At 71.1% G+C, this 25,367-nt stretch carries 22 protein-coding genes; 16 read left to right on the forward strand and 6 right to left on the reverse strand.

Annotation, left to right across the window (positions count from 1 at the left end; all coding sequences use genetic code 11):
* The first annotated feature begins 78 nt into the window (after positions 1 to 78).
* From AS850_RS01885 to AS850_RS01910, 6 genes are all read left to right on the forward strand, one after another.
* Positions 79 to 1,494, forward strand: coding sequence for an extracellular solute-binding protein (locus AS850_RS01885; RefSeq protein WP_119867586.1), 1,416 nt, complete (start codon positions 79 to 81; stop codon positions 1,492 to 1,494).
* Between the two features lie 2 nt (positions 1,495 to 1,496).
* Positions 1,497 to 2,480 carry a carbohydrate ABC transporter permease gene (locus tag AS850_RS01890; RefSeq protein ID WP_119867587.1) on the forward strand — a complete coding sequence of 328 codons (984 nt, stop codon included), beginning with the start codon at positions 1,497 to 1,499 and terminating at the stop codon, positions 2,478 to 2,480.
* Positions 2,481 to 2,482: 2 nt separating this feature from the next.
* A complete protein-coding gene (locus tag AS850_RS01895) occupies positions 2,483 to 3,319 on the forward strand; it encodes a carbohydrate ABC transporter permease (protein ID WP_119867588.1) in 837 nt (278 codons plus the stop codon).
* 69 nt (positions 3,320 to 3,388) lie between these two features.
* Entirely contained in the window at positions 3,389 to 6,397 is a 3,009-nt protein-coding gene (locus tag AS850_RS01900) for an alpha-mannosidase (RefSeq protein ID WP_119867589.1), read from the forward strand.
* Positions 6,398 to 6,510: 113 nt separating this feature from the next.
* Entirely contained in the window at positions 6,511 to 7,161 is a 651-nt protein-coding gene (locus AS850_RS01905; RefSeq protein WP_119867590.1) for a hypothetical protein, read from the forward strand.
* A 42-nt stretch (positions 7,162 to 7,203) separates the two neighbouring features.
* Positions 7,204 to 7,419 (forward strand): DUF4287 domain-containing protein, encoded by a 216-nt coding sequence (locus tag AS850_RS01910; protein WP_119867591.1) that lies wholly within the window; start codon positions 7,204 to 7,206, stop codon positions 7,417 to 7,419.
* A gap of 124 nt (positions 7,420 to 7,543) precedes the next feature.
* Here the strand turns inward: AS850_RS01910 and AS850_RS01915 are convergent, their stop codons facing one another.
* Complete coding sequence (locus tag AS850_RS01915) at positions 7,544 to 8,041, reverse strand: GNAT family N-acetyltransferase (protein ID WP_119867592.1); 498 nt, start codon at positions 8,039 to 8,041, stop codon at positions 7,544 to 7,546.
* Positions 8,042 to 8,105: 64 nt separating this feature from the next.
* A complete protein-coding gene (locus AS850_RS01920; protein WP_119867593.1) occupies positions 8,106 to 8,801 on the reverse strand; it encodes a phosphonatase-like hydrolase in 696 nt (231 codons plus the stop codon).
* 188 nt (positions 8,802 to 8,989) lie between these two features.
* Between AS850_RS01920 and AS850_RS01925 the strand changes: the two genes are divergently transcribed.
* The 9 genes from AS850_RS01925 to AS850_RS01965 all read left to right on the forward strand — a co-directional run bounded on the left by AS850_RS01925 (position 8,990) and on the right by AS850_RS01965 (position 20,003).
* Positions 8,990 to 10,135: an ABC transporter substrate-binding protein gene (locus AS850_RS01925; protein WP_119867594.1), complete on the forward strand. Its 1,146-nt coding sequence runs from the start codon at positions 8,990 to 8,992 to the stop codon at positions 10,133 to 10,135.
* Between the two features lie 4 nt (positions 10,136 to 10,139).
* Positions 10,140 to 11,090, forward strand: coding sequence for an ABC transporter permease (locus tag AS850_RS01930; RefSeq protein ID WP_119867595.1), 951 nt, complete (start codon positions 10,140 to 10,142; stop codon positions 11,088 to 11,090).
* Positions 11,087 to 11,986: an ABC transporter permease gene (locus AS850_RS01935; RefSeq protein ID WP_119867596.1), complete on the forward strand. Its 900-nt coding sequence runs from the start codon at positions 11,087 to 11,089 to the stop codon at positions 11,984 to 11,986. Before AS850_RS01930 ends, AS850_RS01935 begins: the two co-directional genes overlap by 4 nt.
* The gene (locus AS850_RS01940; RefSeq protein ID WP_119867597.1) at positions 11,983 to 13,077 is read left to right on the forward strand and encodes an ABC transporter ATP-binding protein; all 1,095 of its coding nucleotides are present in this window, start codon (positions 11,983 to 11,985) and stop codon (positions 13,075 to 13,077) included. Before AS850_RS01935 ends, AS850_RS01940 begins: the two co-directional genes overlap by 4 nt.
* A 141-nt stretch (positions 13,078 to 13,218) precedes the next feature.
* Positions 13,219 to 15,429, forward strand: coding sequence for an NADP-dependent isocitrate dehydrogenase (locus AS850_RS01945; RefSeq protein ID WP_119867598.1), 2,211 nt, complete (start codon positions 13,219 to 13,221; stop codon positions 15,427 to 15,429).
* 173 nt (positions 15,430 to 15,602) lie between these two features.
* Positions 15,603 to 16,760 (forward strand): ROK family transcriptional regulator, encoded by a 1,158-nt coding sequence (locus AS850_RS01950; protein WP_119867599.1) that lies wholly within the window; start codon positions 15,603 to 15,605, stop codon positions 16,758 to 16,760.
* 69 nt (positions 16,761 to 16,829) lie between these two features.
* Positions 16,830 to 18,458, forward strand: a complete 1,629-nt coding sequence (locus AS850_RS01955) for a beta-N-acetylhexosaminidase (protein ID WP_119867600.1) — start codon at positions 16,830 to 16,832, stop codon at positions 18,456 to 18,458.
* A 71-nt stretch (positions 18,459 to 18,529) separates the two neighbouring features.
* A complete protein-coding gene (gene nagB / locus AS850_RS01960; protein WP_119867601.1) occupies positions 18,530 to 19,315 on the forward strand; it encodes a glucosamine-6-phosphate deaminase in 786 nt (261 codons plus the stop codon).
* Positions 19,316 to 19,388: 73 nt separating this feature from the next.
* The gene (locus tag AS850_RS01965; RefSeq protein WP_119867602.1) at positions 19,389 to 20,003 is read left to right on the forward strand and encodes an NAD(P)-dependent oxidoreductase; all 615 of its coding nucleotides are present in this window, start codon (positions 19,389 to 19,391) and stop codon (positions 20,001 to 20,003) included.
* Positions 20,004 to 20,034: 31 nt separating this feature from the next.
* On the opposite strand, the gene AS850_RS01970 is transcribed toward AS850_RS01965, so the two are convergent.
* Positions 20,035 to 20,442 (reverse strand): RidA family protein, encoded by a 408-nt coding sequence (locus tag AS850_RS01970; protein WP_119870079.1) that lies wholly within the window; start codon positions 20,440 to 20,442, stop codon positions 20,035 to 20,037.
* A 114-nt stretch (positions 20,443 to 20,556) separates the two neighbouring features.
* On the opposite strand from AS850_RS01970, the gene AS850_RS01975 reads away from it, so the two are divergent.
* Positions 20,557 to 21,819 carry an alanine racemase gene (locus AS850_RS01975; protein WP_119867603.1) on the forward strand — a complete coding sequence of 421 codons (1,263 nt, stop codon included), beginning with the start codon at positions 20,557 to 20,559 and terminating at the stop codon, positions 21,817 to 21,819.
* 114 nt (positions 21,820 to 21,933) lie between these two features.
* Here the strand turns inward: AS850_RS01975 and AS850_RS01980 are convergent, their stop codons facing one another.
* The 3 genes from AS850_RS01980 to AS850_RS01990 form a co-directional block, all read right to left on the reverse strand.
* The gene (locus tag AS850_RS01980) at positions 21,934 to 23,556 is read right to left on the reverse strand and encodes an Ig-like domain-containing protein (protein WP_119867604.1); all 1,623 of its coding nucleotides are present in this window, start codon (positions 23,554 to 23,556) and stop codon (positions 21,934 to 21,936) included.
* Positions 23,557 to 23,728: 172 nt separating this feature from the next.
* Entirely contained in the window at positions 23,729 to 23,968 is a 240-nt protein-coding gene (locus AS850_RS01985; RefSeq protein WP_123955416.1) for a hypothetical protein, read from the reverse strand.
* Between the two features lie 151 nt (positions 23,969 to 24,119).
* Positions 24,120 to 25,100 (reverse strand): NAD-dependent epimerase/dehydratase family protein, encoded by a 981-nt coding sequence (locus AS850_RS01990; protein WP_119867606.1) that lies wholly within the window; start codon positions 25,098 to 25,100, stop codon positions 24,120 to 24,122.
* Positions 25,101 to 25,367 lie beyond the last annotated feature (267 nt).

Consider the following 25,367-nt stretch of genomic DNA (forward strand, 5'->3'; position numbering starts at 1 on the left):
CATTACTCATTACGTTTTAGTAATCGCAGGCCGAGTCGGCACAGCAGCCGCGGCGACTTCCTGGAGCAAAGGAGCACCATGAAAATCTCACCATCTGCAGCGCCCGTCAACGGCCGCGACGGCAGGCGCACGAGCGCCGCCCGCCGCCGCCGCGTCCTCGGTATCGCCGCCGGCGTCCTCGCGACCGCCCTCGTCGCGACCGGCTGCTCGGGGTCCGCGGGAGGCGGCTCCGACACCCTCAAGATCGCTTACCAGAAGTTCGGCACGTTCACGCAGCTCGACGCCCACCTCAAGGAGACCGTCAAGACCTTCGAGAAGGCGAACCCGAAGATCAAGGTCGAGCTCGTGCCGATCGCCGCGCAGAACGACGACTACTACACGAAGCTCGCGCTGATGAACCGGGCCTCGGCCACCGCGCCCGACGTGATGTACGAGGACACCTTCAAGATCAAGGCCGACGCCGCCGCCGGCTACCTCGCGCCCCTCGACGAGTACACGAAGACGTGGGCCGACTGGAGCAAATTCTTCGACAACGCCAAGCAGGCGGGCATCGGCACCGACGGCAAGACCTACGGCATCCCGATGGGCACCGACACCCGCGCCCTCTGGTACAACAAGGAGCTGTTCGCCAAGGCCGGCCTGCCCGTGCCGTGGCAGCCGAAGACCTGGGACGACGTGCTGAGCGCCGCGAAGACGATCAAGTCCAAGCTCCCCGGTGTCATCCCCATGAACATCTACTCGGGCAAGCCGCAGGGCGAGGGCTCGACGATGCAGGGCTTCGAGATGCTCCTCTACGGGACCCCGAGCGGCACCCTCTACGACTCCGGCTCCAAGAAGTGGATCGCCGGCTCGCAGAACTTCACCGACTCGCTGGGCTTCATCAAGGACGTCTACCAGGGCGACCTCGGCCCGACGCCGCAGCAGGCCCTCGACACGAACGCGGCGACGACCGTCGCCGCCGAGCTCCTGCCGCAGAGCAAGCTCGCGATCGACCTCGACGGCTCGTGGCTCAGCGGTACCTGGCTCTCGACCGGCACGAACCCGTGGCCGAAATGGAGCACCGTCCTCGGCCAGGCGCCGATGCCGACGCAGAACGGGCAGGCGCCCGGCGGGGTCAGCATGTCCGGTGGCTGGACCCTCTCGGTCGGCGCCAAGAGCGCCAACAAGGCCAAGGCCTTCGAGTTCATCGCCGACACGCTCGACAAGGAGGGGTCGACCTCGTACGACATCGCCGCGAGCCAGATCGCGGTTCGCAGCGACGTCGCCTCCGACCCCACCTACGTGAATTCCAACCCGTCGTTCAAGTTCTTCTCGTCGATCGTGCCGGTCACGCACTACCGCCCGGCGACGACCGAGTACAGCCAGATCTCCAACCAGATCACGGTCGCCATGGAGTCGGTCATGACGGGGCAGCAGACGCCGGAGAAGGCGGCCGCCGCCTACGACACCGCTCTCAAGGGCATCGTCGGCGACGACAAGACGGAGACGAAGTAACGATGGCCACGCTCGCACCAGCCCCGATCGGCAAGGGGAGCTCGGGGTCCGGCGCGGGCTCGCCGCGCGGCACCGGGTCGGAGCGTCCGTCGCTCCGGCCCGGCGCCTCGCGGGCGAAGCGGAGGCGGTCGGTGGTGCGGTCCATCCCGCTCCTGCCGTCCATCGTCCTGCTCGTCATCTTCCTGGTCGGGCCGATCATCTCGTCGTTCTACGGCTCGTTCACGAACATGTCGCTCACCGGGGCTGCGGCCCAGGGGTCGTCGTTCATCGGCTTCAAGAACTACACCGACCTCTTCGCCGACCCGGACTTCCCGAAGTCGGTCGTGCTGACCCTGGTCTTCCTGTTCGCCTCGGCCGTCATCGGCCAGAACCTCCTCGGTCTCGGCCTCGCGCTCCTCATGCGGAGCGCCCTGGCGCCGGTCCGGGCGATCGTCGGGACCTTCGTCGTCGCGGCCTGGGTGCTGCCCGAGATCGTGGCGGCCTTCGCCGCCTACGCGTTCTTCAACCAGACGGGCACGCTCAACACCGTCCTGGCCTGGTTCGGCATCCAGGGGGCCAACTGGCTCTACACCTTCCCCATGCTCTCGGTGATCCTGGCCAACATCTGGCGGGGCACGGCCTTCTCGATGCTCGTCTACGCGGCGGCCGTGCAGGAGGTGCCGCCCGAGATCACGGAGTCCGCGGAGGTCGACGGCGCCGGCGGCTTCAAGCGGCTGATCTACATCACGCTGCCCGTCATCCGGCGGAGCATCTCGACCAACCTCATGCTGACGACCCTGCAGACGCTGTCCGTCTTCACGCTGATCTTCGTGATGACCGGCGGCGGGCCGGGCACCGAGAGCTCGACCCTGCCGATCCTGGCCTACCAGGAGGCATTCAAGTTCTCGCAGCTCGGCTTCGGGACCGCGATCGCCACGATCATGCTCCTGGTGGGGGCGATCTTCTCGATCGTCTACATCCGGGCGCTCAAACCGGAGGTGGACTGACCATGGCCATGACCTCGCCCAGCGGCCGCAGCATGCGGGCCGTGTCGAACGCCGTGCTGATCGTGGTGGCGGTGTGCTTCGCGATCCCTCTCGCGTGGCTCCTGCTGGCCTCGTTCGACCCGTCGGCGACGCTCTCGGTGAAGGTGCCGTCGTCGCTCACGCTGTCGAACTTCCAAAAGGTGCTGACGCCCGACATCTCGTTCATCCCGCTGTTCAACAGCCTCCTGCTCTCGGGCGGGTGCGCCATCGTCACGGTGGTGGTCGCGATCCTCGCGGCCTACCCGCTGTCCCGGTACCGGATGCGGGTGAACAAGCCGTTCCTCTACGGCATCCTGTTCGGCACCTGCCTCCCGATCACCGCGATCATGGTGCCCGTCTACAGCCTGTTCGTGAGCCTCAACCTCATCGACAGCGTCGCCGGCACGATCTTCTTCCTCGCCGCGTCCAGCCTCCCGATGGCGATCTGGATGTCGAAGAACTTCATGGACTCGGTGCCGATCTCCCTCGAGGAGGCCGCCTGGACCGATGGCGCGTCGATGATGTCGACCCTGACGCGCATCGTCGTGCCGCTCATGCGTCCCGGCATCGCCGTCGTGTTCATCTTCGTGTTCATCCAGGCCTGGGGCAATTTCTTCGTCCCCTTCATCCTGCTGCTCAGCCCCGACAAGCAGCCCGCGGCCGTGAGCATCTTCAACTTCTTCGGCCAGTACGGCTCGGTGGCCTACGGTCAGCTGGCGGCGTTCTCGCTCGTCTACTCCGTTCCGGTGATCGCGCTCTACGTGCTCGTGTCTCGGACCCTCGGCGGATCGTCCGCATTGGCGGGTGCTGTCAAAGGCTAGAGCTCGTCCCACCACCGCGTCAGAACCACCACCGACTCCCCGCCGTGAGGCGGCTCCAGGAGGAGAACCATGCACGACAACAGCGCCCACGTCGAAGTCCGGATCGAACGCTTCGTCCGAGAACGCCTCGTCCCCGCCATCTACCGCCGCACCAGCCCGCTCACGATCGAGGCCTGGGAGGTGCCCGACGAGCCCGTCCCGTTCTCGGAGGCGGTCGGGCAGAGCTTCGAGCCGTTCTCCGTCGGCACCCCGTGGAGCAAGCCGTGGGGCACCACGTGGTTCCACGTCACCGGAACCGTCCCCGAGGGCTGGGGCGCAGGAGCCACGGCCGTCGAGCTCCTCGTCGACCTGGGGTTCAGCGCCCGCCAGCCCGGCTTCCAGGCGGAGGCCCTCGTCTACCGACCCGACGGCACCATCGTCAAGGCGCTGGAGCCGTTCAACGGCTACGCGCCCCTCGAGGGTGGCCCCGGGGCACCCATCGACCTCTACCTCGAGGCGGCCTCCAATCCCGACGTGGGCGGGAACTTCTTCTACCTGAAGACGCCCCTCGGCGACAAGAAGACGGCGGGCGCCGACCCCATCTACACGCTGCGGCAGATCGACGTGGCCGAGCGCGACCTCACCGTCTGGGAGCTGGAGCGCGACACGTGGGCCCTCATCGGCCTGATGCGCGAACTCGATCCGGGGCTGCCGCGGAGGGCGGAGATCCTGCGGGCCCTCGAGCGCATGTGCGACGTCGTCGACCCGGACGACGTGGCCACCACGGCGACGGCGGGGCGCGACGCGCTCGCCGCGGTCCTGGCCTCGCCGGCGTACGCGAGTGCGCACGACGTGCGCGCGGTCGGCCACGCCCACATCGACTCCGCCTGGCTCTGGCCGACGCGCGAGACGGTGCGGAAGTGCGCGCGCACCTTCTCGAACGTCCTCCAGCTGATGGACGACCATCCCGACTTCGTGTTCGCCTGCTCCAGCGCCCAGCAGTACGCCTGGATGCGCGACTTCTACCCGGAGCTCTTCGAACGCATCCGCGTCCGCGTGGCCGAGGGGCGATTCGTCCCCGTCGGCGGCATGTGGGTGGAGTCCGACACGAACATGCCGGGCGGCGAAGCGCTCGCGCGGCAGTTCGTGGCGGGCAAGGGCTTCTTCCTCCGCGAGTTCGGCGTCGACGTGTCGGTCGTCTGGCTGCCCGACTCCTTCGGCTACACGGCGGCGCTGCCGCAGATCGTCCGGCACGCAGGATCCGACTCCTTCCTCACGCAGAAGATCTCCTGGAACGACACCAACCGGATGCCCCACCACTCCTTCCTCTGGGAGGGGATCGACGGCTCCCGCGTCTTCACGCACTTCCCGCCGGCCGACACCTACAACTCCGACCTCTCGGCCGAGGACCTCGCCCGCGGACAGCGCCAGTACGCCGAGAAGGGCGCCTCGAACGTCTCCATGGCGCTCTTCGGCTACGGCGACGGCGGCGGCGGCCCCACCCGCGAGATGCTCGCCGTCGCCGCCCGCACGCACGACCTCGAGGGCTCTCCCGCGGTCACGCTCGACACACCGCAGCACTTCTTCGCGGATGCCAAGGCCACCCTCGCCACACCCTCGGTCTGGTCGGGCGAGATGTACCTCGAGCTGCACCGCGGTACCTACACGTCGCAGGCGAAGACCAAGCAGGGCAACCGCGTGAGCGAGCACCTCCTGCGCGAGGCCGAGCTCTGGAGTGCCACGGCCGCGGCGCGGGGCCTGATCGACCACCCCTACGACGAGCTGACCTCGATCTGGGAGACGGTGCTCCTGCAGCAGTTCCACGACATCCTGCCGGGCTCGTCCATCGCCTGGGTGCACCAGCAGGCGGAGGAGAACTACGAGCGGGTCGCGGGCGAGCTGGAGGCGCTGATCGGCCGGGCGCAGCGAGCACTCGCGGGCACGGGCGACGCCTCCGTCGTGTTCAACGCGTCGCCGGTCGCCGCCTCCGGTGTCGGGCCGCTTCAGGCGTCGACCGTCGCGCAGCCGGCCCTCGTGCGGCCGCTGCGGGGCGACGACGGGACGGTGCTCGAGAACGGCGTCGTGTCGGCGCGCTTCGACACCTCGGGTCTCCTCGTCTCGTTCGTCGACCTGGCGTCGGGGCGCGACCTCGTCGCTCCGGGGGAGGTGGCCTCGCTCCTGCAGGTCTTCCGCGACACGCCAAACCAGTGGGACGCGTGGGACATCGACGTCCACTACCGCCACAACCGCACCGAGCTGCGCACGCCGACGACCGTCGAGGTCGAGGGCGACCGGCTCGAGGTCACGCACAAGTACGGGGAATCGCTGATCACCCAGCGCTACTGGCTCGTCGAGGGCGCGTCGGAGCTCCAGATCGAGACCGTCGTCGACTGGCACGAGCACGAGAAGCTGCTGAAGCTGGCGTTCCCGCTCGACGTCCGAGCCGACGTCGCCACCTCCGAGATCCAGTTCGGGCACGTCAAGCGCCCGACCGCCGTCAACACGTCGTGGGACTACGCCCGCTTCGAGACGATCGCGCACCGCTGGATCCACGTGGGCGAGCCGGGCTTCGGGGCGACCGTCGCGAACGGCTCGACCTACGGGCACGACATCACCCGCACGACGCGCGACGACGGCGGCACGACGACGCTCGTGCGCGAGTCGCTGCTGCGGGCCCCGCAGTTCCCGGACCCGCACGCCGACCAGGGGGTCCACATCCTGCGGACCGCCCTGGGCGTCGCTCCCGACGTGCTCGATGCGGCGTCGCTCGGCTACCGCGTGAACCTGCCCGTCCGCACCGTCGACGGGGCCTCCGGCGACGGCGTGGCACCGCTCGTCACGGTGTCGTCGCCCTCGGTGTTCGTCGAGGCCGTGAAGCTGGCGGAAGACCGCTCCGGCGATGTCGTCGTGCGGCTGTACGAGGCCCAGGGTGCGCGGGCCACGACGACGATCGGGATCGGAGGCGCGTGGTCGCGCGCGCTCCGGACCGACCTGCTCGAGCGTCCGCTCGACGACGCCGCGTGGGCCGAGGGGGACGAGATCGCGCTGACGCTGCGCCCCTTCGAGGTGGTGACCCTCCGCGTGGTGCTCCGGTCGTGACGCGGCGCGCGGTCCGATCGTGACGCGGCGCGCGGTCCCGGCGTCGTGATGCCGCGCGCGGTGCACCCGTCGCGAGACGGGCGCCGGGGGAGTTCCCGGGCCAGGATCGACGGGTGGACTACGCGGGCGACAGGTGGGTGCGGCGGCTCCGCGACGGGGTGATCCCGCGGCGGTGGCCGCTCGTCGTGGGTCTGTCGGTCGCCGCGCTGGCGGGTGCGGCGATCGGCTGGGCCGAGCTCTCGCACCCGTTCGTGGTGACGGAGACGACGAGGTTGCGGTCGGCCGTGGCGCTCGTGATCCTGCCGATCGGCCTCATCGCGCTCGGGCCGATCGTCGCCGTCGGGACCTGGTTCCGGAGCCGCGACGACCGCAAGACCCTCGCGCGGATCCGGGCGGGGAGCACGCCGGCGTTCCACCTGCCGGTGGACGCGCCCGGTCACGCCGTGGCGGAGACGGTCCGGCCGACGGGGCCCGTCGTCTGGACGGTCGATGGGGTCGGGCTCCACGCGTGGACACCGGACGACGCCGAGCCGATCATCGACCTGCCGTGGTCGGAGATCGAGGGCTTCGACCTCTCGCAGACCGTCTCCCAGGGCATGGAGGTCGCGACCGGGATCATCGTCACCGCGGCGGAGGGTCCGCCGCTCCTGCTCACCTGCCGGTCGACGCTCGGTCGCCCGTACCCCGCGGGAGCCACGAAGATCGACATCCTGATGCGGGTTCTGCGGTCGCTCCGACGCGAGCTCGACCGCTCGACCGTGTGATGGGCGTCGCGCCCGCGGCGGCGGCGCGCTAGGCTCCCGGCCATGACGGAGCGGATCACCGGGCCGGCCAGCTACTTCCCGTCCATCGAGAAGACCTACGGCCAGCCCGTCGAGCACTGGTTCGAGATCGTGCGCGCGGCGCCGGCCTCCAAGCACGGGGAGTTGGTCGCCCTCCTGAAGACCGAGCACGGCCTCGGGCACGGCCACGCCAACGCGATCGTCGCCCACGTCCGCGCCCAGGACGCCGCCGGCTCCTAGCCCGCCCCGCGCCCCGCGCCCTGCAGCCACGGTGTGCTGTCACGTTTCGTGCGTCGTGTCACGTCGAGACGCGACATCACGCACGAAACGTGACACCACGCACGCACGAATCGCCGCGCGACCGTCACACCGGGAGGTCGAGAACGCTCCAGACGATCTCACCGCGGTCGTCGACGGTGGTGTGGTCGCGGTGGAAGCCGAGCTTGTCGAGCACGCGGAAGGACGCCGCGTTCCCGGGCCGGACGGTCGACCACAGGCGGGTCCGACCGGACTCCGCGGCCGCTGCGAGCACGGCCCTCGCCGCCTCCGTCGCGTACCCGTGCCCGTGCTCGCGTTCGAACAGCTCGTAGGCGAGTTCCGGCTCGTCGACCGTGGCCTGGCCGACGACGAGGCCGCAGTAGCCGGCGACGGCACCGGTCTCCTTGAGGACGACGACCGACGGCACGACGCCGTGGTCCCGCGCCCTGTCGAGCAGACGGGCGACCACGGCCGCGTCCTCCTCGGCCGTCGGCGTCCCTCCGCCGCGCTCGGTCACGAGGTGGCGGTGCCAGGTCGTGTCGTCCGGGGTCCACGGGCGCAGCCGCAGCCGCGCCGTCTCGAGGTCCAGTCGAGGTCTCGCCATCGGTGCTCCCATACCTCAGCCTGGCACGGCGAGCGCGACGCCACCGGCGCGACGGGACCGGCGCCTAGGGGGCCGGCGCCGCGCAGACGTCGAGCGACGGCACGGCGGCGACGCCCGGCAGGATGAGGTCGTACGGCCCGGCCGACAGCGCCTCCTCCGAGAGAGCCCCGGTGAGCACGCCCACGGAGATCGCGCCGGCGTTCCGCGCGGCCTCCAGGTCGACGAGCGTGTCGCCCGCCGCGAGCACCCGGGCGACCGAGCGCACCCCGGTCAGCTCCATCGCGTGGTGGATCAGGTACGGCGCGGGGCGCCCGGCGGCGACGTCGGAGGTGGTGACGACCGCGTCGACGGTGTCGTCGGGGGAGGGGCCGACGGTCCAGCCGAGCGACCGCAGGAGCGACGTGGCGACATCGCGATCGAATCCCGTCGAGAGGGCGACCCGGATGCCCCGCGACCGCAGCTCGCCGAGCGCCTCCACGACCCCGGGGAACGGGGTCGGCGGCTCCGCCTCGTAGGCCGCGGCGAGCTCGCGGGTGAACGCGGCGAAGGTGGAGCGGACGAGCTCGTCGGTCGGCGTCACTCCGCCGAGACGGAGGAGGGCCGTGATCGCCTCGACCTTGTCGGTGCCCATCCAGGTCTGGAGGTCGTCGTCGTCGACGGTGGCTCCCGCCGCCGAGACCGACGCGGAGAGCGCCCGGTAGACGGCCCCTCCGTCGTCGATGGTGGTGCCGGCCATGTCGAAGACTGCCAAGTCGATCATTCTTCCGAGCGTAGGGGCGGCCCGGAACGGGGCCGGCGCGCGCAAGCGACTGGTCGCCCAGTGTTGGCGAACCATTCACCGACGAAGAGTGTCCCCGTAACGGGGGACGGCAACCATGGCCCCGATCGGCACGCGGTTCCCCTTGTCCGGCACCACGGACCACCGGCGGCGATCATGGAGGAAACACAGTGAAACGCAACCGCATCGTCGCCGGCCTCGCCTTCACGGCCGCCGTCGCCGTCGTCCTCACGGGCTGCTCCTCGAGCTCGACCGCAGGATCCGGGTCGACCGCCGACACCAAGGCCGCCACCGCCACGAGCGCGGCCGACCTCGGCGGCATGGACGCGCTCGTCAAGGCCGCCAACGCCGAGGGCAAGCTGAACGTCATCACCCTTCCGCCGTCGTGGGCGAACTACGGCAAGATCATCGCCGGCTTCGAGAAGAAGTACCCGGGGATCAAGATCACCTCGGCCAACCCGAACGGTTCCAGCGCCGACGAGGTCGCCGCGGCGAAGTCCCTCAAGGGCCAGTCGACCGCCCCCGACGTCTTCGACCTCGGCACGGCCGTCCTCTCGCAGAACACCGACCTCCTCGCGCCCTACAAGGTGTCGAACTGGGCCGACATCCCCACCGACTTCAAGGACGCCTCGGGGAAGTGGTTCTACGACTACACCGGCCTGATGTCGATCGGCTACGACTCGTCCGTCATCAAGACGGCTCCGACCTCGGTGTCCGACCTGCTCTCCTCCGAGTACAAGAACAAGGTCGCCATCAAGGGCGACCCGACGCAGGCGAACGAGGCGGCCTCGGCCGTCTACCTCGCGGCGCTCGGCACCGGCGGCTCGGCCTCGAACATCCAGCCCGGCATCGACTTCTTCAAGGACCTCAAGTCGAAGGGCAACTTCATCTCGACGCTCCCGACCCAGGCGACCGTCAACTCCGGCGAGACCCCCGTCGTGATCCAGTGGTCGTACAACAACCTCGCCTGGGGTTCCGCCGGCGGCTCGGCCGGCAACCCCAACTGGAAGACCGTCGTCCTGCCGGGCACGGCCCTCGGCTCCTACTACAACCAGGCCATCAACAAGGACGCCCCGCACCCGGCCGCCGCGCGCCTCTGGGAGGAGTACCTCTACACCCCCGAGGTACAGAACCTCTACCTGGCCTCGGGTGCCTACCCCGCGACCCTCTCGGCGATGCAGAAGGCCGGCACCGTCGACTCCGCGACCCTGAAGACCGTCGGCGAGCCGCCGTCGGACTTCGTCCAGCTCACGAGCGACCAGGCCGCCTCCGCGGCGAAGCTGCTGACGGCCGGCTGGGCCAAGGCGGTCAACTAGCGCCATGACGACGCACTCGACCACCGACTCGCTGACCCGCGCTCCGCGGTCGAGTGTGTCGTCCGCCGCCGCGGGCGCCGGCGCGACGTCCGCGAGGAGCGGACGACGCCGGCGCCCGAGCGTGGCGTGGCTCGGCTTCACCCCCTTCGCCGCCTACGTGGTGCTCTTCCTCGCGATCCCCGCGGTGATCGCGGTGGCGAGCGGGTTCTTCACCGCCGACGGGGTGTTCACGTTCGCGAACCTCAAGGCGCTCCAGGACCCGACGATCGTCAAGGCCTTCCAGGGGTCGTTCGTCGTCTCGATCTCGAGCGCCCTGCTGGGGGCCGTGATCGGCGCCCTCGTGTGCTTCGCCCTCCTCGGGACGCGAGCGGACGGGCTCCTGCGGACCGCCATCGACTCGGCGGCATCGGTTCTCGCGCAGTTCGGCGGCATCATGCTGGCGTTCGCGTTCATCGCGACGATCGGCTTCCAGGGCTTCGTGACGCTCTGGCTCAAGACCACCTTCGGGCTCGACCTCAACGCCAACGGCGCGCTGCTCTACAGCGTCCCGGGGCTCGTCATCCCGTACACCTACTTCGAGGTGCCGCTCATGGTGCTGACCTTCATGCCCGCGATGGAGGGCCTCAAGGCGACCTGGGGCGAGGCGGCCGCGACCCTCGGAGCCACCCGGTTCCACTACTGGACCCGCATCGCCATGCCCGTGCTCGCGCCCGCGTTCTGGGGCAGCGTCCTCCTCCTCTTCGCGAACGCGTTCTCGTCGTTCGCCACGGCCGCGGCCCTCCTCAGCCAGGGCGGCATCGTCCCGCTCACCATCAAGCAGCAGCTCACGAGCGAGACCGTCGTCGGCGTCTCCAACACGGCCGGGGTCCTCGCCCTCGGGATGCTCGTGGTGATGGTCGTCGTCATGGGCGCCTACTCGCTCCTGCAGCGTCGGGCCGCGCGGTGGCAGCGATGAGCGCGCCCCGCGTCGGCGCCGCCCCGAGCCGCGTCACCGGCACCGTCATCCTCGTGGTGGTCGGACTCGTCTTCCTGGTGCCGCTCGCCGCGATGTTCGAGTTCACGCTGCGGGTCACCGGCAAGACCGGCGTCTACAACTTCGACCACTACGGCTCGATCTTCCACCCCGATCCCGCCCTGGGCGTCGACTACTCGCCGCTGTTCGAGGGCATCCAGAACTCGCTCGGCATCTGCGCGATCACGGTGGCGATCATCCTGCTGCTCCTCCTGCCGACGATGCTGCTGGTCGAGCTGCGGTACCCGCGGGTCCGCAGGATCCTGGAGTTCGTCTGCATCCTGCCCATCACGATCCCCTCGATCGTCCTGGTCGTCGGCTTCGTGCCCGTCTACCAGACGGTCGCCGCGGTCTTCGGCAGCAACGCGTGGACCCTGGCCTTCGCCGTCGGCATCATCGTGCTGCCCTACGCCTACCGGCCGATCGCCACGAACATCAGCGCGTTCGACCTCGTGACGCTCAGCGAGGCGTCGCGGTCGCTCGGAGCCTCGTGGGGGACCGTCATCGTGCGGATCATCCTGCCCAACATGCGCCGGGGTGTCGTCTCCGCCGTGTTCCTCACGATCGCCGTGGTGCTGGGGGAGTACACGATCGCGTCGTTCCTCAGCCAGAACACGTTCCAGACCGCGCTCCTGCTGATCAGCCAGCGCGACCCGTTCACCGCCACGATCTTCGCGCTCGCCGCCCTCGTGTTCGCCTTCGTCCTGCTCATCGTGATCGGCCGTTTCGGCGCCATCCGACCGGGCGGACGCGAGCGCCCCACGCGCTCCGAGCGCCGCACCGCCGCTGCCGCCGCAGCTCCCACCGTCCCCGCCGCAGCCCCCGGGAGGGCCTCATGACATCCACCAGCCCCGCACCCACCCTGGAGCGCCTCGGCGAGGGCGCCGTCGTCGAGCTCGACGGCGTCGTCAAGGAGTACTCCGGTTCTCGCGCCCTCGACGGACTCAGCCTCCGCATCGAGCCCGGCGAGCTGGTCGCCCTGCTCGGCCCCTCCGGCTGCGGCAAGACGACGGCGCTGCGCTCGCTCGCCGGCCTCGAGCAGATCACGGAGGGCTCGATCCGCATCGACGGCGTCGACGTCGCCTCGACCCCGGTCAATCGCCGCGACATCGGCATGGTCTTCCAGCAGTACTCGCTGTTCCCGCACATGACGGTGCGGCAGAACGTCGAGTTCGGCCTGGAGATGCGCAAGGTCGACTCCGCGTCCCGGAAGCTCCGGGCCGTCGAGGCGCTCGAGATGGTCGGCCTCGACCACCTCGCGGCGCGCTACGCCCACCAGCTCTCCGGCGGTCAGCAGCAGCGGGTCGCCCTCGCGCGCGCGCTCGTGACCCGGCCGCGCGTGCTCCTGCTCGACGAGCCCCTGTCGGCCCTCGACGCCAAGGTGCGGGTCGGGCTGCGCGAGGAGATCCGCAGGATCCAGACCGAGCTCGGCATCACCACCCTCTTCGTCACCCACGACCAGGAGGAGGCCCTGGCCGTCGCCGATCGGGTCGCCGTCATGCGCGCGGGCGAGATCGAGCAGATCGGCACGCCCGAGCAGCTCTACCTGACGCCCTCCACCGCCTTCGTCGCCGACTTCGTCGGGGTCAGCAACAGGATGCGCGGGGACCTGCGCTCGGGCGCGATCACCGTCCGCGGGGCGACCCTCCCGTCGATCGATCCGACGCTTCCCGACGGACCCGTGATCGCCTACGTGCGCCCCGAGGACATCGCCTTCGTGCCGGTCGGGGAGTCCGGCCCCGGCGATCTCCACGGGCACGTCGCCTCGACGAGCTTCCTCGGCTCGCTCCGCCGGACGAGCGTCCGCCTCGACGACGACACCATCGTCGCCGTGCAGCACGGAGTGGAGCAGCAGTTCCTCTTCGGCGACGCGGTCGCGCTGCGGCTCGCGGGGCGCGCGGTGGCCTCGGCGCCGCTCCCCGCCGAGTAAGAGGCGACCAATAGGCTGGACACGCCACTCGAGACACCGGAAGCCGTCACGACGGCCGCGACGAAGCGGCCACGGGGCAGACGAGGTATCTTGATATCGAGACAATGCTGTGTCCGAAGTTCCTAAGGAGTCGTCACGACCATGAGCAAGATCATCTACACACTGACCGACGAGGCACCGAGGCTGGCGACCTACTCCTTCCTGCCCGTGATCGAGGCCTACGCGGCGAAGGCCGGCGTCGGTGTCGAATCGCGCGACATCTCGCTCGCCGCCCGCATCCTCGCCCAGTTCCCGGAGCGCCTCGCGCCCGAGCAGGTCGAGCCCGACGCCCTCGCCGAGCTGGGCGCCCTCGCCGACGTCGCCGAGGCGAACATCATCAAGCTGCCCAACATCTCGGCGTCGGTGCCGCAGCTGAAGGCCGCGATCGTCGAGCTGCGCTCGCAGGGCTTCGACCTCCCCGACTACCCCGACGAGCCGTCGACGCCCGAGGAGAAGGACGCCCGCGCGCGCTACGACCGCGTCAAGGGCTCGGCCGTCAACCCGGTCCTCCGCCAGGGCAACTCCGACCGTCGCGCCCCCGCATCGGTCAAGCAGTACGTGCGCAACCACCCGCACCGCATGGGTGCCTGGTCGTCCGACTCGAAGACGAACGTCGCCACGATGGGCGTCGACGACTTCCGCTCCAACGAGACCTCCACCATCGTCGAGAACGAGGGCACCGTCTCGATCGAGTTCTTCGGCGCCGACGGCGAGCACACGGTGCTCCGCCCCTCGGTCGCCGTGAAGAAGGGCGAGGTCGTCGACGCGACGGTCATGCGCACGGCTCAGCTCCGCGCCTTCTTCGAGGCCCAGATCGAGCGCGCCGCGGCCGAGGGCGTCCTCTTCTCGGTCCACCTCAAGGCGACCATGATGAAGGTCTCCGACCCGATCATGTTCGGCCACGCGATCCGCGCCTACTTCGGCGACGTCTTCGACCGCTTCGGCGCCGACCTCGCGGCGGCCGGCCTCAACCCCAACGACGGCCTCGGCGCCCTGCTCGACGGCCTCTCGGCCCTCCCGAACGGCGACGAGATCACGGCCGCGTTCCAGGAACGCCTCGCGACCGGGCCCGAGATCGCCATGGTCGACTCCGACCGGGGCATCACCAACCTGCACGTGCCGAGCGACGTCATCGTCGACGCGTCGATGCCCGCCATGATCCGCTCCTCCGGTCACATGTGGGGCAAGGACGGCGCCGAGCACGACACCCTCGCGGTCATCCCCGACTCGAGCTACGCCGGCATCTACCAGACGGTGCTCGACGACTGCCGCGCGCACGGCGCCTTCGACCCCACCACGCTCGGCTCCGTGCCGAACGTCGGGCTCATGGCGCAGGCGGCCGAGGAGTACGGCTCGCACGACAAGACCTTCGAGGCGACCGCGGCGGGGACCATCAAGGTCCTTGACGCCTCGGGCACGGCGCTCCTGACCCACGAGGTCGCTCGGGGCGACATCTGGCGCATGTGCCAGACGAAGGACGTCGCCATCCGCGACTGGGTGCGCCTCGCGGTCACGCGGGCTCGGGCGACCGGGGCTCCGGCCGTCTTCTGGCTCGACCCGACGCGGGCACACGACGCGGTCCTGACCGGGCTGGTGAACGGCTACCTCGCGGAGCTCGACACCGACGGGCTGCAGATCGAGATCATGTCACCCGTCGACGCGATGACCTTCTCGCTCGAGCGCATCCGTCGCGGTGAGGACACCATCTCGGTGACCGGGAACGTCCTCCGCGACTACCTCACCGACCTCTTCCCGATCATGGAGCTCGGCACCTCGGCCAAGATGCTGTCGGTCGTCCCGCTGCTGGCCGGCGGCGGCCTCTTCGAGACGGGTGCCGGCGGCTCGGCTCCGAAGCACGTCACCCAGCTCGTCAAGGAGGACTACCTCCGCTGGGACAGCCTCGGCGAGTTCCTCGCGCTCGCGGCCAGCTTCGAGCACCTGGCGACGTCGACGGGCAACGCCCGCGCGCAGATCCTGGCCGACACCCTCGACAGGGCGACCGCGACCTTCCTCGACGAGAACAAGTCGCCCTCGCGCTCGGTCGGCTCGATCGACAACCGCGGGAGCCACTTCTACCTGGCGCTCTACTGGGCCCAGGAGATCGCGAAGCAGACGGCCGACGCCGCTCTCGCCGCCGACTTCGCGCAGCTCGCGGGCACCCTCGCCGGTGCGGAGGACGTCATCAACGGCGAGCTGATCGCCGTGCAGGGTTCGCCCGTCGACATCGGCGGCTACTACCGCCCGGACGACGCCAAGGCGACGGCCGTGATGCGTCCGTCGGCGACGTTCAACGACGCGATCGCGTCGCTCTAGCGACGACGTCGTGCGGCCTCGGGTCGCGAACGCCCGAACACCCTCGACCTTCCGGTCGGGGGTGTTCGTCGTCGGGCCGCCGTCTTCCATCGTGGACCGCTCTTGACTTTTGTTTGTTAGGGCAATTTACTAACACCACCGGGCCGTGGTGCCCCGAGCGAGAGCGAGCGGCCGTGTCGGACGACGTGGTGACCAGCGCGCAGGAGGCGGTCGCCCCGCGCCGCCGCCGCGTCTCGATCAAGGCGCTGCCGCAGCACAACCGCGTTCACAACCGGGCCCTGGTCCTCCAGGCCCTCTTCCACCAGGGCGCCATGAGCCGCGCCGACCTCGCCCGCGAGTCCGGTCTGACCCGCCCCACCGTGTCGGTGCTGGTCGCCGAGCTGGCGGCCGACGGGCTCCTCCGGGAGCTCGGCCCGCGCGAGGACGCCCGCGTCGGCAAGCCGGCCACACTCGTCGAGATCGACGCCGACGCCTTCCACCTGATCGTCCTCGACCTCTCCAGCGCCGACCGCTTCGTCGGGGCGGTCGTGACCCTCCGCGGCGAGGTCGTCGACCGGGCCGAGATCGACCTCGACGGAGCCGTCCGCGAGGACGCCATCGGGCGCGTCGTCCGACTGGGAGAGCGTCTCTCGGCTCTGACGACGCGACGGCTCCTCGGCATCGGCGTCGGCTCGCCGGGCATCGTGGACGACCGAGGCGTCGTGCGCGAGGCGCTCCACCTCGAGTGGTTCGACCTCCCGCTGCAGGAGCGACTGGCCGAGCACTTCCGGGTCCCCGTCCGGGTCGCCAACGACGCGAACGTCGCCGCGCTCGGCGCGCACACCTTCCGCGAGATCCCCGGGCTCAGCCTCATGGTCGTGACGATCGAGCACGGCGTCGGCGTCGGTCTCCTCATCGGCGGCGCGCTCGTCGAGGGGGAGCAGTTCTCCGCGGGCGAGATCGGACACGTGACGGTCGACGAGGAGGGCGACCCCTGCGCCTGCGGCCGGCGCGGCTGCCTCGAGACCGTGATCGGCGCGCGCTCGCTGAGCGACCGCATCCGGGGCCTCGACGGCGAGGCGGTCGACGCGGCGCTGACGGCAGCGGGCAGAGCGCTCGGCATCGTCACGGCCCCGGTCATCAGCGCGCTCAACCTCAACGAGGTGGTCCTCTCGGGGCCCTCCGCCCTGCTCGACGGCCCGTTCCTCCGGGCGGCCCTCGCGACGATCCGCGCACGGACGCTCGCGGCGGTCGGCGACGGCCTGTCGATGCGGACCACGCGCGGCGACACCGATCTCGTGCTGCTCGGCGGCGCCTCCCTGGTCCTGCGCGCCGAGCTCGGCGTCTTCTGATGCGCCTCCCGATCGTCCACCGCAACCCGGTTCCGGGCCTCTCGGCCGGCGCCGTGAAGGGATAGCCCCGTGATCGCACTCGTCCCCGCCCCCACCTCGCTCGTCGAGGGCACCGGGGTGTTCACGCTCGACCTGAACACCCGAATCATCGCGCCGGAGCCGCTGGCCGGCACCGTCGCGTGGCTCCAGGGCGCGCTCCGCCCGGCCACCGGCCTGCCGCTGCCCTCGGCGGCCGGTGGCTCCGGCCCGGTCATCGACCTCGGGCTGGCCCCCGAGCTCCGACCGTCGGAGTACCGGCTCGACGTCACCCCGGACGGCGTTGTCGTGCGGGGCGGCGACGCCGCCGGCGTGTTCCACGGGGTCACGACCCTGGTGCAGCTCCTGCCGGCCGCCATCTACCGGAAGGCGTTCGTGGCGGGAGTCGAATGGACCGTTCCCGCCGTGTCGATCGTCGACGCTCCGCGGTTCGGCTGGCGCGGGGCGATGCTCGACGTCGCCCGGCACTTCCTCCCGAAGCGCGACGTGCTGCGGTTCCTCGACCTGATGGCGCTGCACAAGCTCAACACGCTGCACTGGCACCTGACCGAAGACCAGGGGTGGCGCATCGAGATCCTCCGCTACCCGCGGCTGACCGAGATCGGGGCGTGGCGCACGGAGTCGCAGGTCGGCGTCGGGCCCGATGCTCCTGCCGACGGCCGGCCGCACGGCGGCTTCTACACGCAGGACGACATCCGCGAGGTGGTCGCCTACGCGGCGGCGCTGCACATCGACGTCGTCCCCGAGATCGACGTGCCCGGGCACTCGCAGGCGGCCATCGCGGCCTACCCGTTCCTCGGCGTCGGCGGCGAGACCGAGCAGCTCGCGGTCGGGACGCGCTGGGGCATCATCGAGGACGTCCTGTCGATGGAGGAGACCACGGTCGAGTTCTACCGGAACGTCTTCGACGAGGTGATGGACCTCTTCCCCGGCCGGTACATCGGCGTCGGCGGTGACGAGTGCCCCAAGGTCCGGTGGCGCGACGACCCGCGCACGCAGCAGCTGATGCGTGCGCGGTCGCTCGACACGGAGGAGGAGCTGCAGACCTGGTTCATCCGCCGCCTCGACGACCACATCACCGCCCGCGGCCGGCGCCTCTTCGGCTGGGACGAGATCCTGGAGGGCGAGCTCGCGGAGAGCGCGACCGTCGCCTCGTGGCGCGGCATGACCGGTGCCGTCGTCGCCGCCCGTCGCGGGCACGACGTCGTCGCCTGCCCCGACGACCAGGTCTACCTCGACTACCGGCAGTCGACCGACCCGGACGAGCCGATCCCCGTCGCGATCCCGCTCACGGTCGAGGACGTCTACGCGTTCGAACCGGTGCCCGCCGAGCTGACGGACGAGGAGGCCCGGCACGTCCTGGGCGGCCAGGGCAACATCTGGACCGAGCACATCGACTCGCCGCGCACCCTCGACTACCTCGTGTTCCCGCGGCTCTCGGCACTCGCCGAGGCGGTCTGGACGACGCGGACGCGCGATTTCTCCGAGTTCGCGCCGCGCCTCGAGGCGCACCTCTCCCGGCTCGACGCGATCGGCGTCGAGTACCGGCACGCCGCGGGTCCTCTGCCCTGGCAGAAGCGACCCGGGATCGAGGGCCGCCCGTCCACCCGCGAGGAGCGGGCCGCCTACATGGCCGAGGTCACCGCCACTATCGCCCCGTGACGCGCGGGGCGAGCCGTCGCCCGTCCCGTCGCTCGCCCCGCCCCGTCGCCCCGTCGAAAGGACCCCACCCGGTGGAGATCATCATCCTGCCCACGCCCGACGAGGTCGGCCGCGTGGCCGCCTCCCTCATCGCCTCCGTCGTGCGCGCGAAGCCCGACGCCGTCCTCGGCCTCGCCACGGGCTCGTCTCCGCTCGGCATCTACCGGTCGCTCGCGGAGCGCGTCCGGGCGGGCGAGCTGGATCTGACGGGAGTCTCCGGCTTCGCCCTCGACGAGTACGTGGGGATCCCGCTCGAGCACCCGGAGTCGTACGCCTCCGTCATCGCCCGCGACGTCACGGGGCCGCTCGGTCTCGATCCCGCCAGGGTGCACGTGCCCGACGGTCGCGCCGCGGACCTCGAGGCGGCGACGCAGCGCTACGACGACGACATCGCGGCCGCCGGCGGCGTCGACATCCAGATCCTCGGGATCGGGGCCAACGGGCACATCGGCTTCAACGAGCCGACGTCGTCCTTCGCGTCGCGGACCAGGATCAAGACCCTCGCGCCCGAGACGCGTCGGGCCAACGCGCGGTTCTTCGACGACCCCGACGATGTCCCCACGCACTGCCTGACCCAGGGGCTCGGCACGATCCTCGACGCGCGCCGGGTCGTGCTCGTGGCCCAGGGGCCGGACAAGGCCCGGGCGGTGGCGGCGGCCGTCGAGGGTCCGCTGTCGGCCCTCTGCCCGGGATCGGCGCTGCAGCTCCACCGGCACGCGACGATCGTCGTCGACGAAGCGGCCGCCGCCGAGCTGACCCTGGCCGACTACTACCGCTACACCTACGCCCACAAGCCGGCCTGGCAGCGGTTCGAGTGACGCCGGGCGGCGTCTTCCTGCCCGCCGGAGAGCCGGTCGTGGTTGGCTGGATCGACACCGTGGGAGGCACAGCATGCGAGTTCTCGTTCTCGGAGCGACCGGAGGCACCGGCCGGTTCGTCCTGACCAGCGCGCTCGCCGCGGGGCACGAGGTCACCGCGCTCGTCCGCGACCCGGCCGCGCTGGGCGACGTCGACGGGGTGCGGGTGATCGTCGGCGACGCGACCTCCGAGGCCGACGTCCAAAAGGCGGTCGACGGGCAGGAGGCGATCCTCAACGCTCTCGGGTCGCGGAACCTCCGCCGCCCCGTGGAGGCCGAGTCGACGTCCGTCCTGGTGCCCGCGGCCGTCGAGGCCGGGGTGCGACGGCTCGTCGTCTGCTCCGCCTTCGGCGTGGGCGACACGGCCGACGACGCCGGCGCGCTGCCGCGCCTCTTCTTCCGCACCGTCCTCGGGGCGGTCTACGACGCCAAGGAGATCGCCGACCGGGCCGTGCGCGAGTCGCCGCTCGACTGGACGCTCGCCTACCCGACGCGACTCGTCGACACTCCCGCGACCGGGCGGCTCCTGACGGTCGAGAGCTTCTCGGGGACCGGCCGCGTCCCGCGCGCCGACGTCGCCCGCTTCATGGTCGACCAGCTGGGATCGGCCGAGTGGTCGCGGAAGACGGTGATCGTCAGCGGTCGTTGATCGTCAGCGGTCGCTGACGACCCTCCCTCTCTCAGCCGAGGACGGCCAGCGCGTCGATCTCGACGAGCATGGCCTCGTTCGGCAGCTCGACGAACACCGTGGTGCGCGTCGGGTACACCCCGGACGGCACGTTCGCCTCGAGGTAGTCGGCGTACGCGGCGTTCATCTCCGGGAAGTCGCTGCGCGTCGTGAGGAAGACCCGGAGCGACAGGACGTCCTCGAACGACCCGCCCGCCGCCTCCACGACGGCCCGGACGTTGTCGAGCGTGCGCCGCGTCTGCGACGTCAGGTCGCCCGGGAAGAGGTAGGCGCCGGAGGCGGGATCCTGCGGGCCCTGATCCGACACGGCGAGGATCGCGCCCTTGCGGACCCCCTGCGAGAATGTCGTGAGCGGCGTGGGAGCCCCCTCGGTGACGACGGGGGTCTTGCTGTCGGTCATGGTGCGGTCCATTCTGTGTCGGAGCGGCGCCGTCGATACCCGGCGCTCAGGGCACGGTACTGCACGCGATCCGGCACCGGATCACGGCCACGACACGATCACGACAGGAATCCCATGACCGCCGGCACGGACAGCCCCTCGAAGATCGCCTTCACCGGGAGGGCGTGGCCGGTGCCGCTCGGGGAACTTCCCACGCCCGTGCTCACGCTCGACCAGGCCGCGCTGACGCACAACGTCGACACGATGTCCGAGTGGTGCAGAGCGTCCGGCGTCGACCTCGCCCCGCACGGCAAGACGACCATGGCGCCCGCGGTCTGGCAGCAGCAGCTCGACGCCGGCGCCTGGGGGATCACGGTCGCGACCGCGTACCAGGCGGCCGTCGCGCGGGAGGCCGGGGTCGAACGGATCATCCTCGCCGGAACCACCTTCGCCCCCGACGCCCTCGCGCTCCTCGCCGAGCCGGGCGCCGACGTCCTGATGTGGCTCGACTCCGTCGACGGCGTCCGCCTCGTCGACGACGCCCTCGGCCGGGTCGGACCCGCGCGCCAGCTCCCGATCCTGGTCGAGCTCGGCGCCCCCGGCGGCCGGACCGGGGCCCGCACCATCGAGGTCGCGCTCGAGGTCGCCCGCGCCGTCCTCGCCGCGGAGAACCTCGTGCTCGCCGGAGTCGCCGGTTACGAGGGCGCCCTCAGCCACGGCACCGACGGCTCCGCTCTGCAGCTCATCGACGACTACCTCGCCTCGCTCATCGAGTTCCGCGACGTCCTCGACGGCGACGCCTTCGCCGACTGGCTCGCGCGCGGCGGCGACGTCATCGTGACCGCAGGAGGCAGCGTCTACTTCGACCGTGTCGTCGAGGCCCTCGGGTTCCGGCACGACCCCGAGGGCGTGCGAGGTGCCCGCACCCGGGTCGTGCTCCGCTCCGGCGCGTACGTGACGCACGACCACGACCTCTACCGCCGCCTCACGCCCTTCGGCCGGACGGCGGGGCCGGAGACGTTCCGCCCCGCGCTCGACCTCTGGGCCAGCGTCGTCTCCCGGCCGGAGCCGACCCTCGCGCTCCTCAACGTCGGTCGCCGCGACACCTCCGACGACGAGGGGATGCCGCTGCCGGTCCGGGCCTACCGTCTCGTGGACGGGGAGCACCGACCGGTCTCGGACGCCGTCGAGGGCGCGGTCGTCACGGCCCTCAACGACCAGCACGCGTTCGTGCGACTCCCCGTCGGCTCCGAGCTCGCGGTGGGCGACCTGGTGCGGCTCGGGATCTCGCACCCGTGCACCACCCTCGACAAGTGGGCGAGCATCGCGGTGATCGCCGACGGGCGGGGCGGGCCGGCGCTGCCCGTGGTGACGGGGAGCGTCGTCACGCGGTTCTGAGGGCGGCGCGGCGCCGCGCCGCCGCCTGGAATGGAAAACGCGGTCTTTCCGGCCGATCCCGACGCTCTCGCGCGAGGAACGACCCGGAAGACCGCGTTTTCCGACGGTGTCGGCTCAGCTCAGGCGACGCCGACGCGCAGCCACCACCAGGCCGAGGCCGAGGGCGAGGAACGCGCCTCCGGCGATCAGCGGCACGGTCGCGTCCGAGCCCGTGTAGGCCAGGGCGGTGGGCGCCGGTGCCGAGACCGTGGACGCGGGCGTCTGCGCGGCGGGGACCACGGCCACGGTGGCGACGCGGGCGAAGTAGGCGTTGGACGCCGTCACGGCCGTGCCGGAGGTGGCGCCGCGGCCGGTGACGGTCCCGACGTCGTGGTGGTCGGTGCTCCCGGGGACGACGCCGGTCAGGGCGGCCGTGCAGGGGAAGCTGGCGCCGACGGCGAGCGGTCCGGCCCAGGTGGTCCCGGTGCGGGGGCCGCCCAGCGCCGAGAAGTCGCAGCTCAGACCGTTCACGGTGCCGTTCGCGATGACCGCGTCGGTGACCGCGAGGTCGGTGAGCGGCTCGGTACCGGTGTTGGTGACGGTGTACACGAGGCCCGTGGCTCCTGCGGTCCCGAGGGTCGCGGCCGTGGCCGCGGTGTCCGCGGCATTGCCCCGGACGTCGCCCTTGACGATACGGACCGTCGGTGTGAGGTTGGTGCCGACACCGGTGCCGCCCGCGGTGGCCTGCGTGTTGGAGGCCGAAGCGGACGCGGTGATCGTCGAGGCACCGACGGTCGTCGCCACCTGCGCGGTGTTGAGGAACGTCTGCGCGGGGGCGTCCGCCGGGATCGGCGTCGTGAGGGACACGGCGATGCGCGCGCGGTAGAGGTGGCCGTCGACCTGAGCGGGCCAGGTGACGCTGAGCGCCGTGGTGCTGCAGGAGGAGGTGGTCGGCGTGGCCGCGGCTCCGGGAGTCACTCCGCCGGCACCGTTGGGGGTCTCGTCCGCGAAGGTCAGGGTGCCGCAGTCGAAGGCCCAGTTCTGGCCGGCCGGCACGGTGTCGGTGGTGACGGCGGAGTCGAAGGGGCCGACGGGCGTGTCGAGGCGGTAGATGAGGAAGTCGGTGCCGTTGTCGCGGCCCTGGTCGGCGCGGGCGAACGAACCGTACTTCGACGGCATGCTGTAGTCGCGCGGTCCGCCGGTCGGAGTGACGTCGGTCGTGAACGAGCGGTTGTCACCGGTGGTGAACGTGAAGGGCGTCGCGACGTTCGAGGGCGTCGAGCCGCCGTTGAAGTCGGACGTGATGTAGGCGCTGCCCCGCGTGTTGAGGTGCGTGGACGCGTAGGACGTCATCGTGAACGTGATCACCTTGGGTGAGGTGCCGGTCAGGACCGCCGTGGCGACGACGGCGCCGGTCGCGGGGTCCTTCAGGGTGAAGCCCGCGGGCAGGTTGTCGAGGTGGGTCGACAGCGTCAGGGTGAACGTGTCGCCCGCCTTCGTGCTGTCGGGCACGGACCAGTCGATGCGCGTGGTCAACTGCGAGCCCTGCTTCGGGTTCGTCGGGGTGACCACGACGTTGGTGATCGCGGAGTCGATCGGGGCGGCCTGGGCGGGAGCGCCGATGCCGACGGTCAGGGCGAGGGCGGCCAGGAGCGGCGTCACCACGAGGGCGAGACGGCGGCGGGCGCGACCGGTTCGGGCGGAGGGCTCGGCCGCAAGCGGGCGCGCGGGCAGGAGGGGATTCGGGATTCTGGGCATGCGGATTCGGGTTCCATTCGGGTGGGTATCCCCCAAAGTAGTGACAAATCCGTCGCGGCGCACCTCTTCGTTCGGTCACGGTCGGATTGCGCACCCTCGTCGGCACGACGCAGCACACCCCCTCGTCGCCCTGGGGCGGGAGGGGGTGCGATCGCTGCCGGGGTAGGGCCCGCTAGCGCGACACGTTCCGACCGGACCTCGGCCACGTGTCGGCTGCGACGCCGCGGCGGAGGAGGAGGGCCAGGACGATGCCGAAGAGAAGCCCGAAGAAGCCGACCGGAAGGCAGATTGCCGCTGCCAGGATCGGTGCCGTCGTGAGCATGAGCGTGAAGGCCGCGATCAGGAAGACGCCGCCGATCATCCCGGAGGCGATCGCCACCCTCTCCCACGCTCCACGCTGCTCAGGCTTCATGTGAGCAGGCTAGGTGAGCGCAGGATGCCCGCGCAGTCGCATCTTCGGGGGACACGTCCCCCGGGCCGGGGTACGGGCGTGCCTCACGCGGGCGGTCAGGCGGTCAAGACGTAAGGCCCTCAGGCCCTCAGGCCATCGAGACGTCAGGCCCTCAGGCCGTCAGGCGGTCGTACAGCGCGTCCACCTCCGGGTCGACGACCCGTCGCGACGGATCCGCGTCGAACCAGTCCACGATCTGTCGGGCTCCCAGAGCGAACGGGATCCGGGGTGCCCAGCCGGGCACGTGCGCCAGGATCTTCGTCGTGTCGAAGACGGCCGGATGGCTGCGGTCTCCCCGGAGGTCGGCGTCCCACTGCGGTGCGCTCGCGGCGAGGTCGTGGGTGGTCCGGTGCACCAGGTGAGGCGCCGTGACTCCTGCGGCGTCGGCGAGATCGAGCGCGATCCTGTTCCAGGTGAGGAGCTCCGTCGACATGATGTTGAAGGCCTCTCCGAGAGCTGCGGGCGAACCCAGGAGCGGCACGAAGGCCCGGGCGAAGTCGTCGGCGTGGGTGATCGCCCAGGGCGAGGTGCCGTCGCCGTGGACGACGATCGGACGACCCCGGCGGAGCCGGTCGACGGCCGTCCAACCGCCGAGGAGCGGCACGTGCGTCCGGTCGTAGGTGTGCGAAGGTCGGACGACGGTAACCGGGATCCTGCTGCGCGCGTGCTCGTCGCGGAGCACCGTCTCGCAGGCGATCTTGTCGCGCGCGTAGGCCGAGAACGGGTTGAAGAGCGGCGTCGTCTCGGCGATCGGGAGTCGCGAGGGAGGCTTCTGGTAGGCCGAGGCCGAGCTGACGAAGACGAACTGGTCGGTGCGATCGACGACGGCGGCGACGGCGGCGCAGACCTGCTCGGGCGTGAACGAGAGGAAGTCGACGACGCTGTCGAACCGTCGACCCCGCAGCGCCCGCTGCAGTCCGACGTCGTCGCGGACGTCGGCGATCACCGTCTCGACGCCGTCGGGAAGCGGCCGGATGCTCGTGGAGCCGCGATTCACGACCGTCACGGCGATGCCCCGGCCGACGGCCTCGCGCACGCACGCGGCGCTGATCTGCCCGGTGCCCCCGAGGACGAGGACCGACTTCGCTGTCATGACCCGATCATGGCACGGGGGACAGGGCCCGCGCGGCGTCGGACGCCGCGCCGGGCGCGTCCCGCCCGGTCCCCGCCCGGTCCCCGCCCGGCGAGACTCCACGACACGCCGCTCGCCTTCGCCCGGCGTGGCGAAACGTGGAGCCTCGCGGGGCGAGCCCGCACGCATGCCCGGCGAGATTCCACGACACGCCGCTCGCCTTCGCCCAGCGTGGCGAAACGTGGAGTCACGCGGGGCGAGCCCGCACGCATGCCCGGCGAGACTCCA

The sequence above is a fragment of the Frondihabitans sp. 762G35 genome (assembly GCF_002074055.1).
Classification (GTDB): domain Bacteria; phylum Actinomycetota; class Actinomycetes; order Actinomycetales; family Microbacteriaceae; genus Frondihabitans.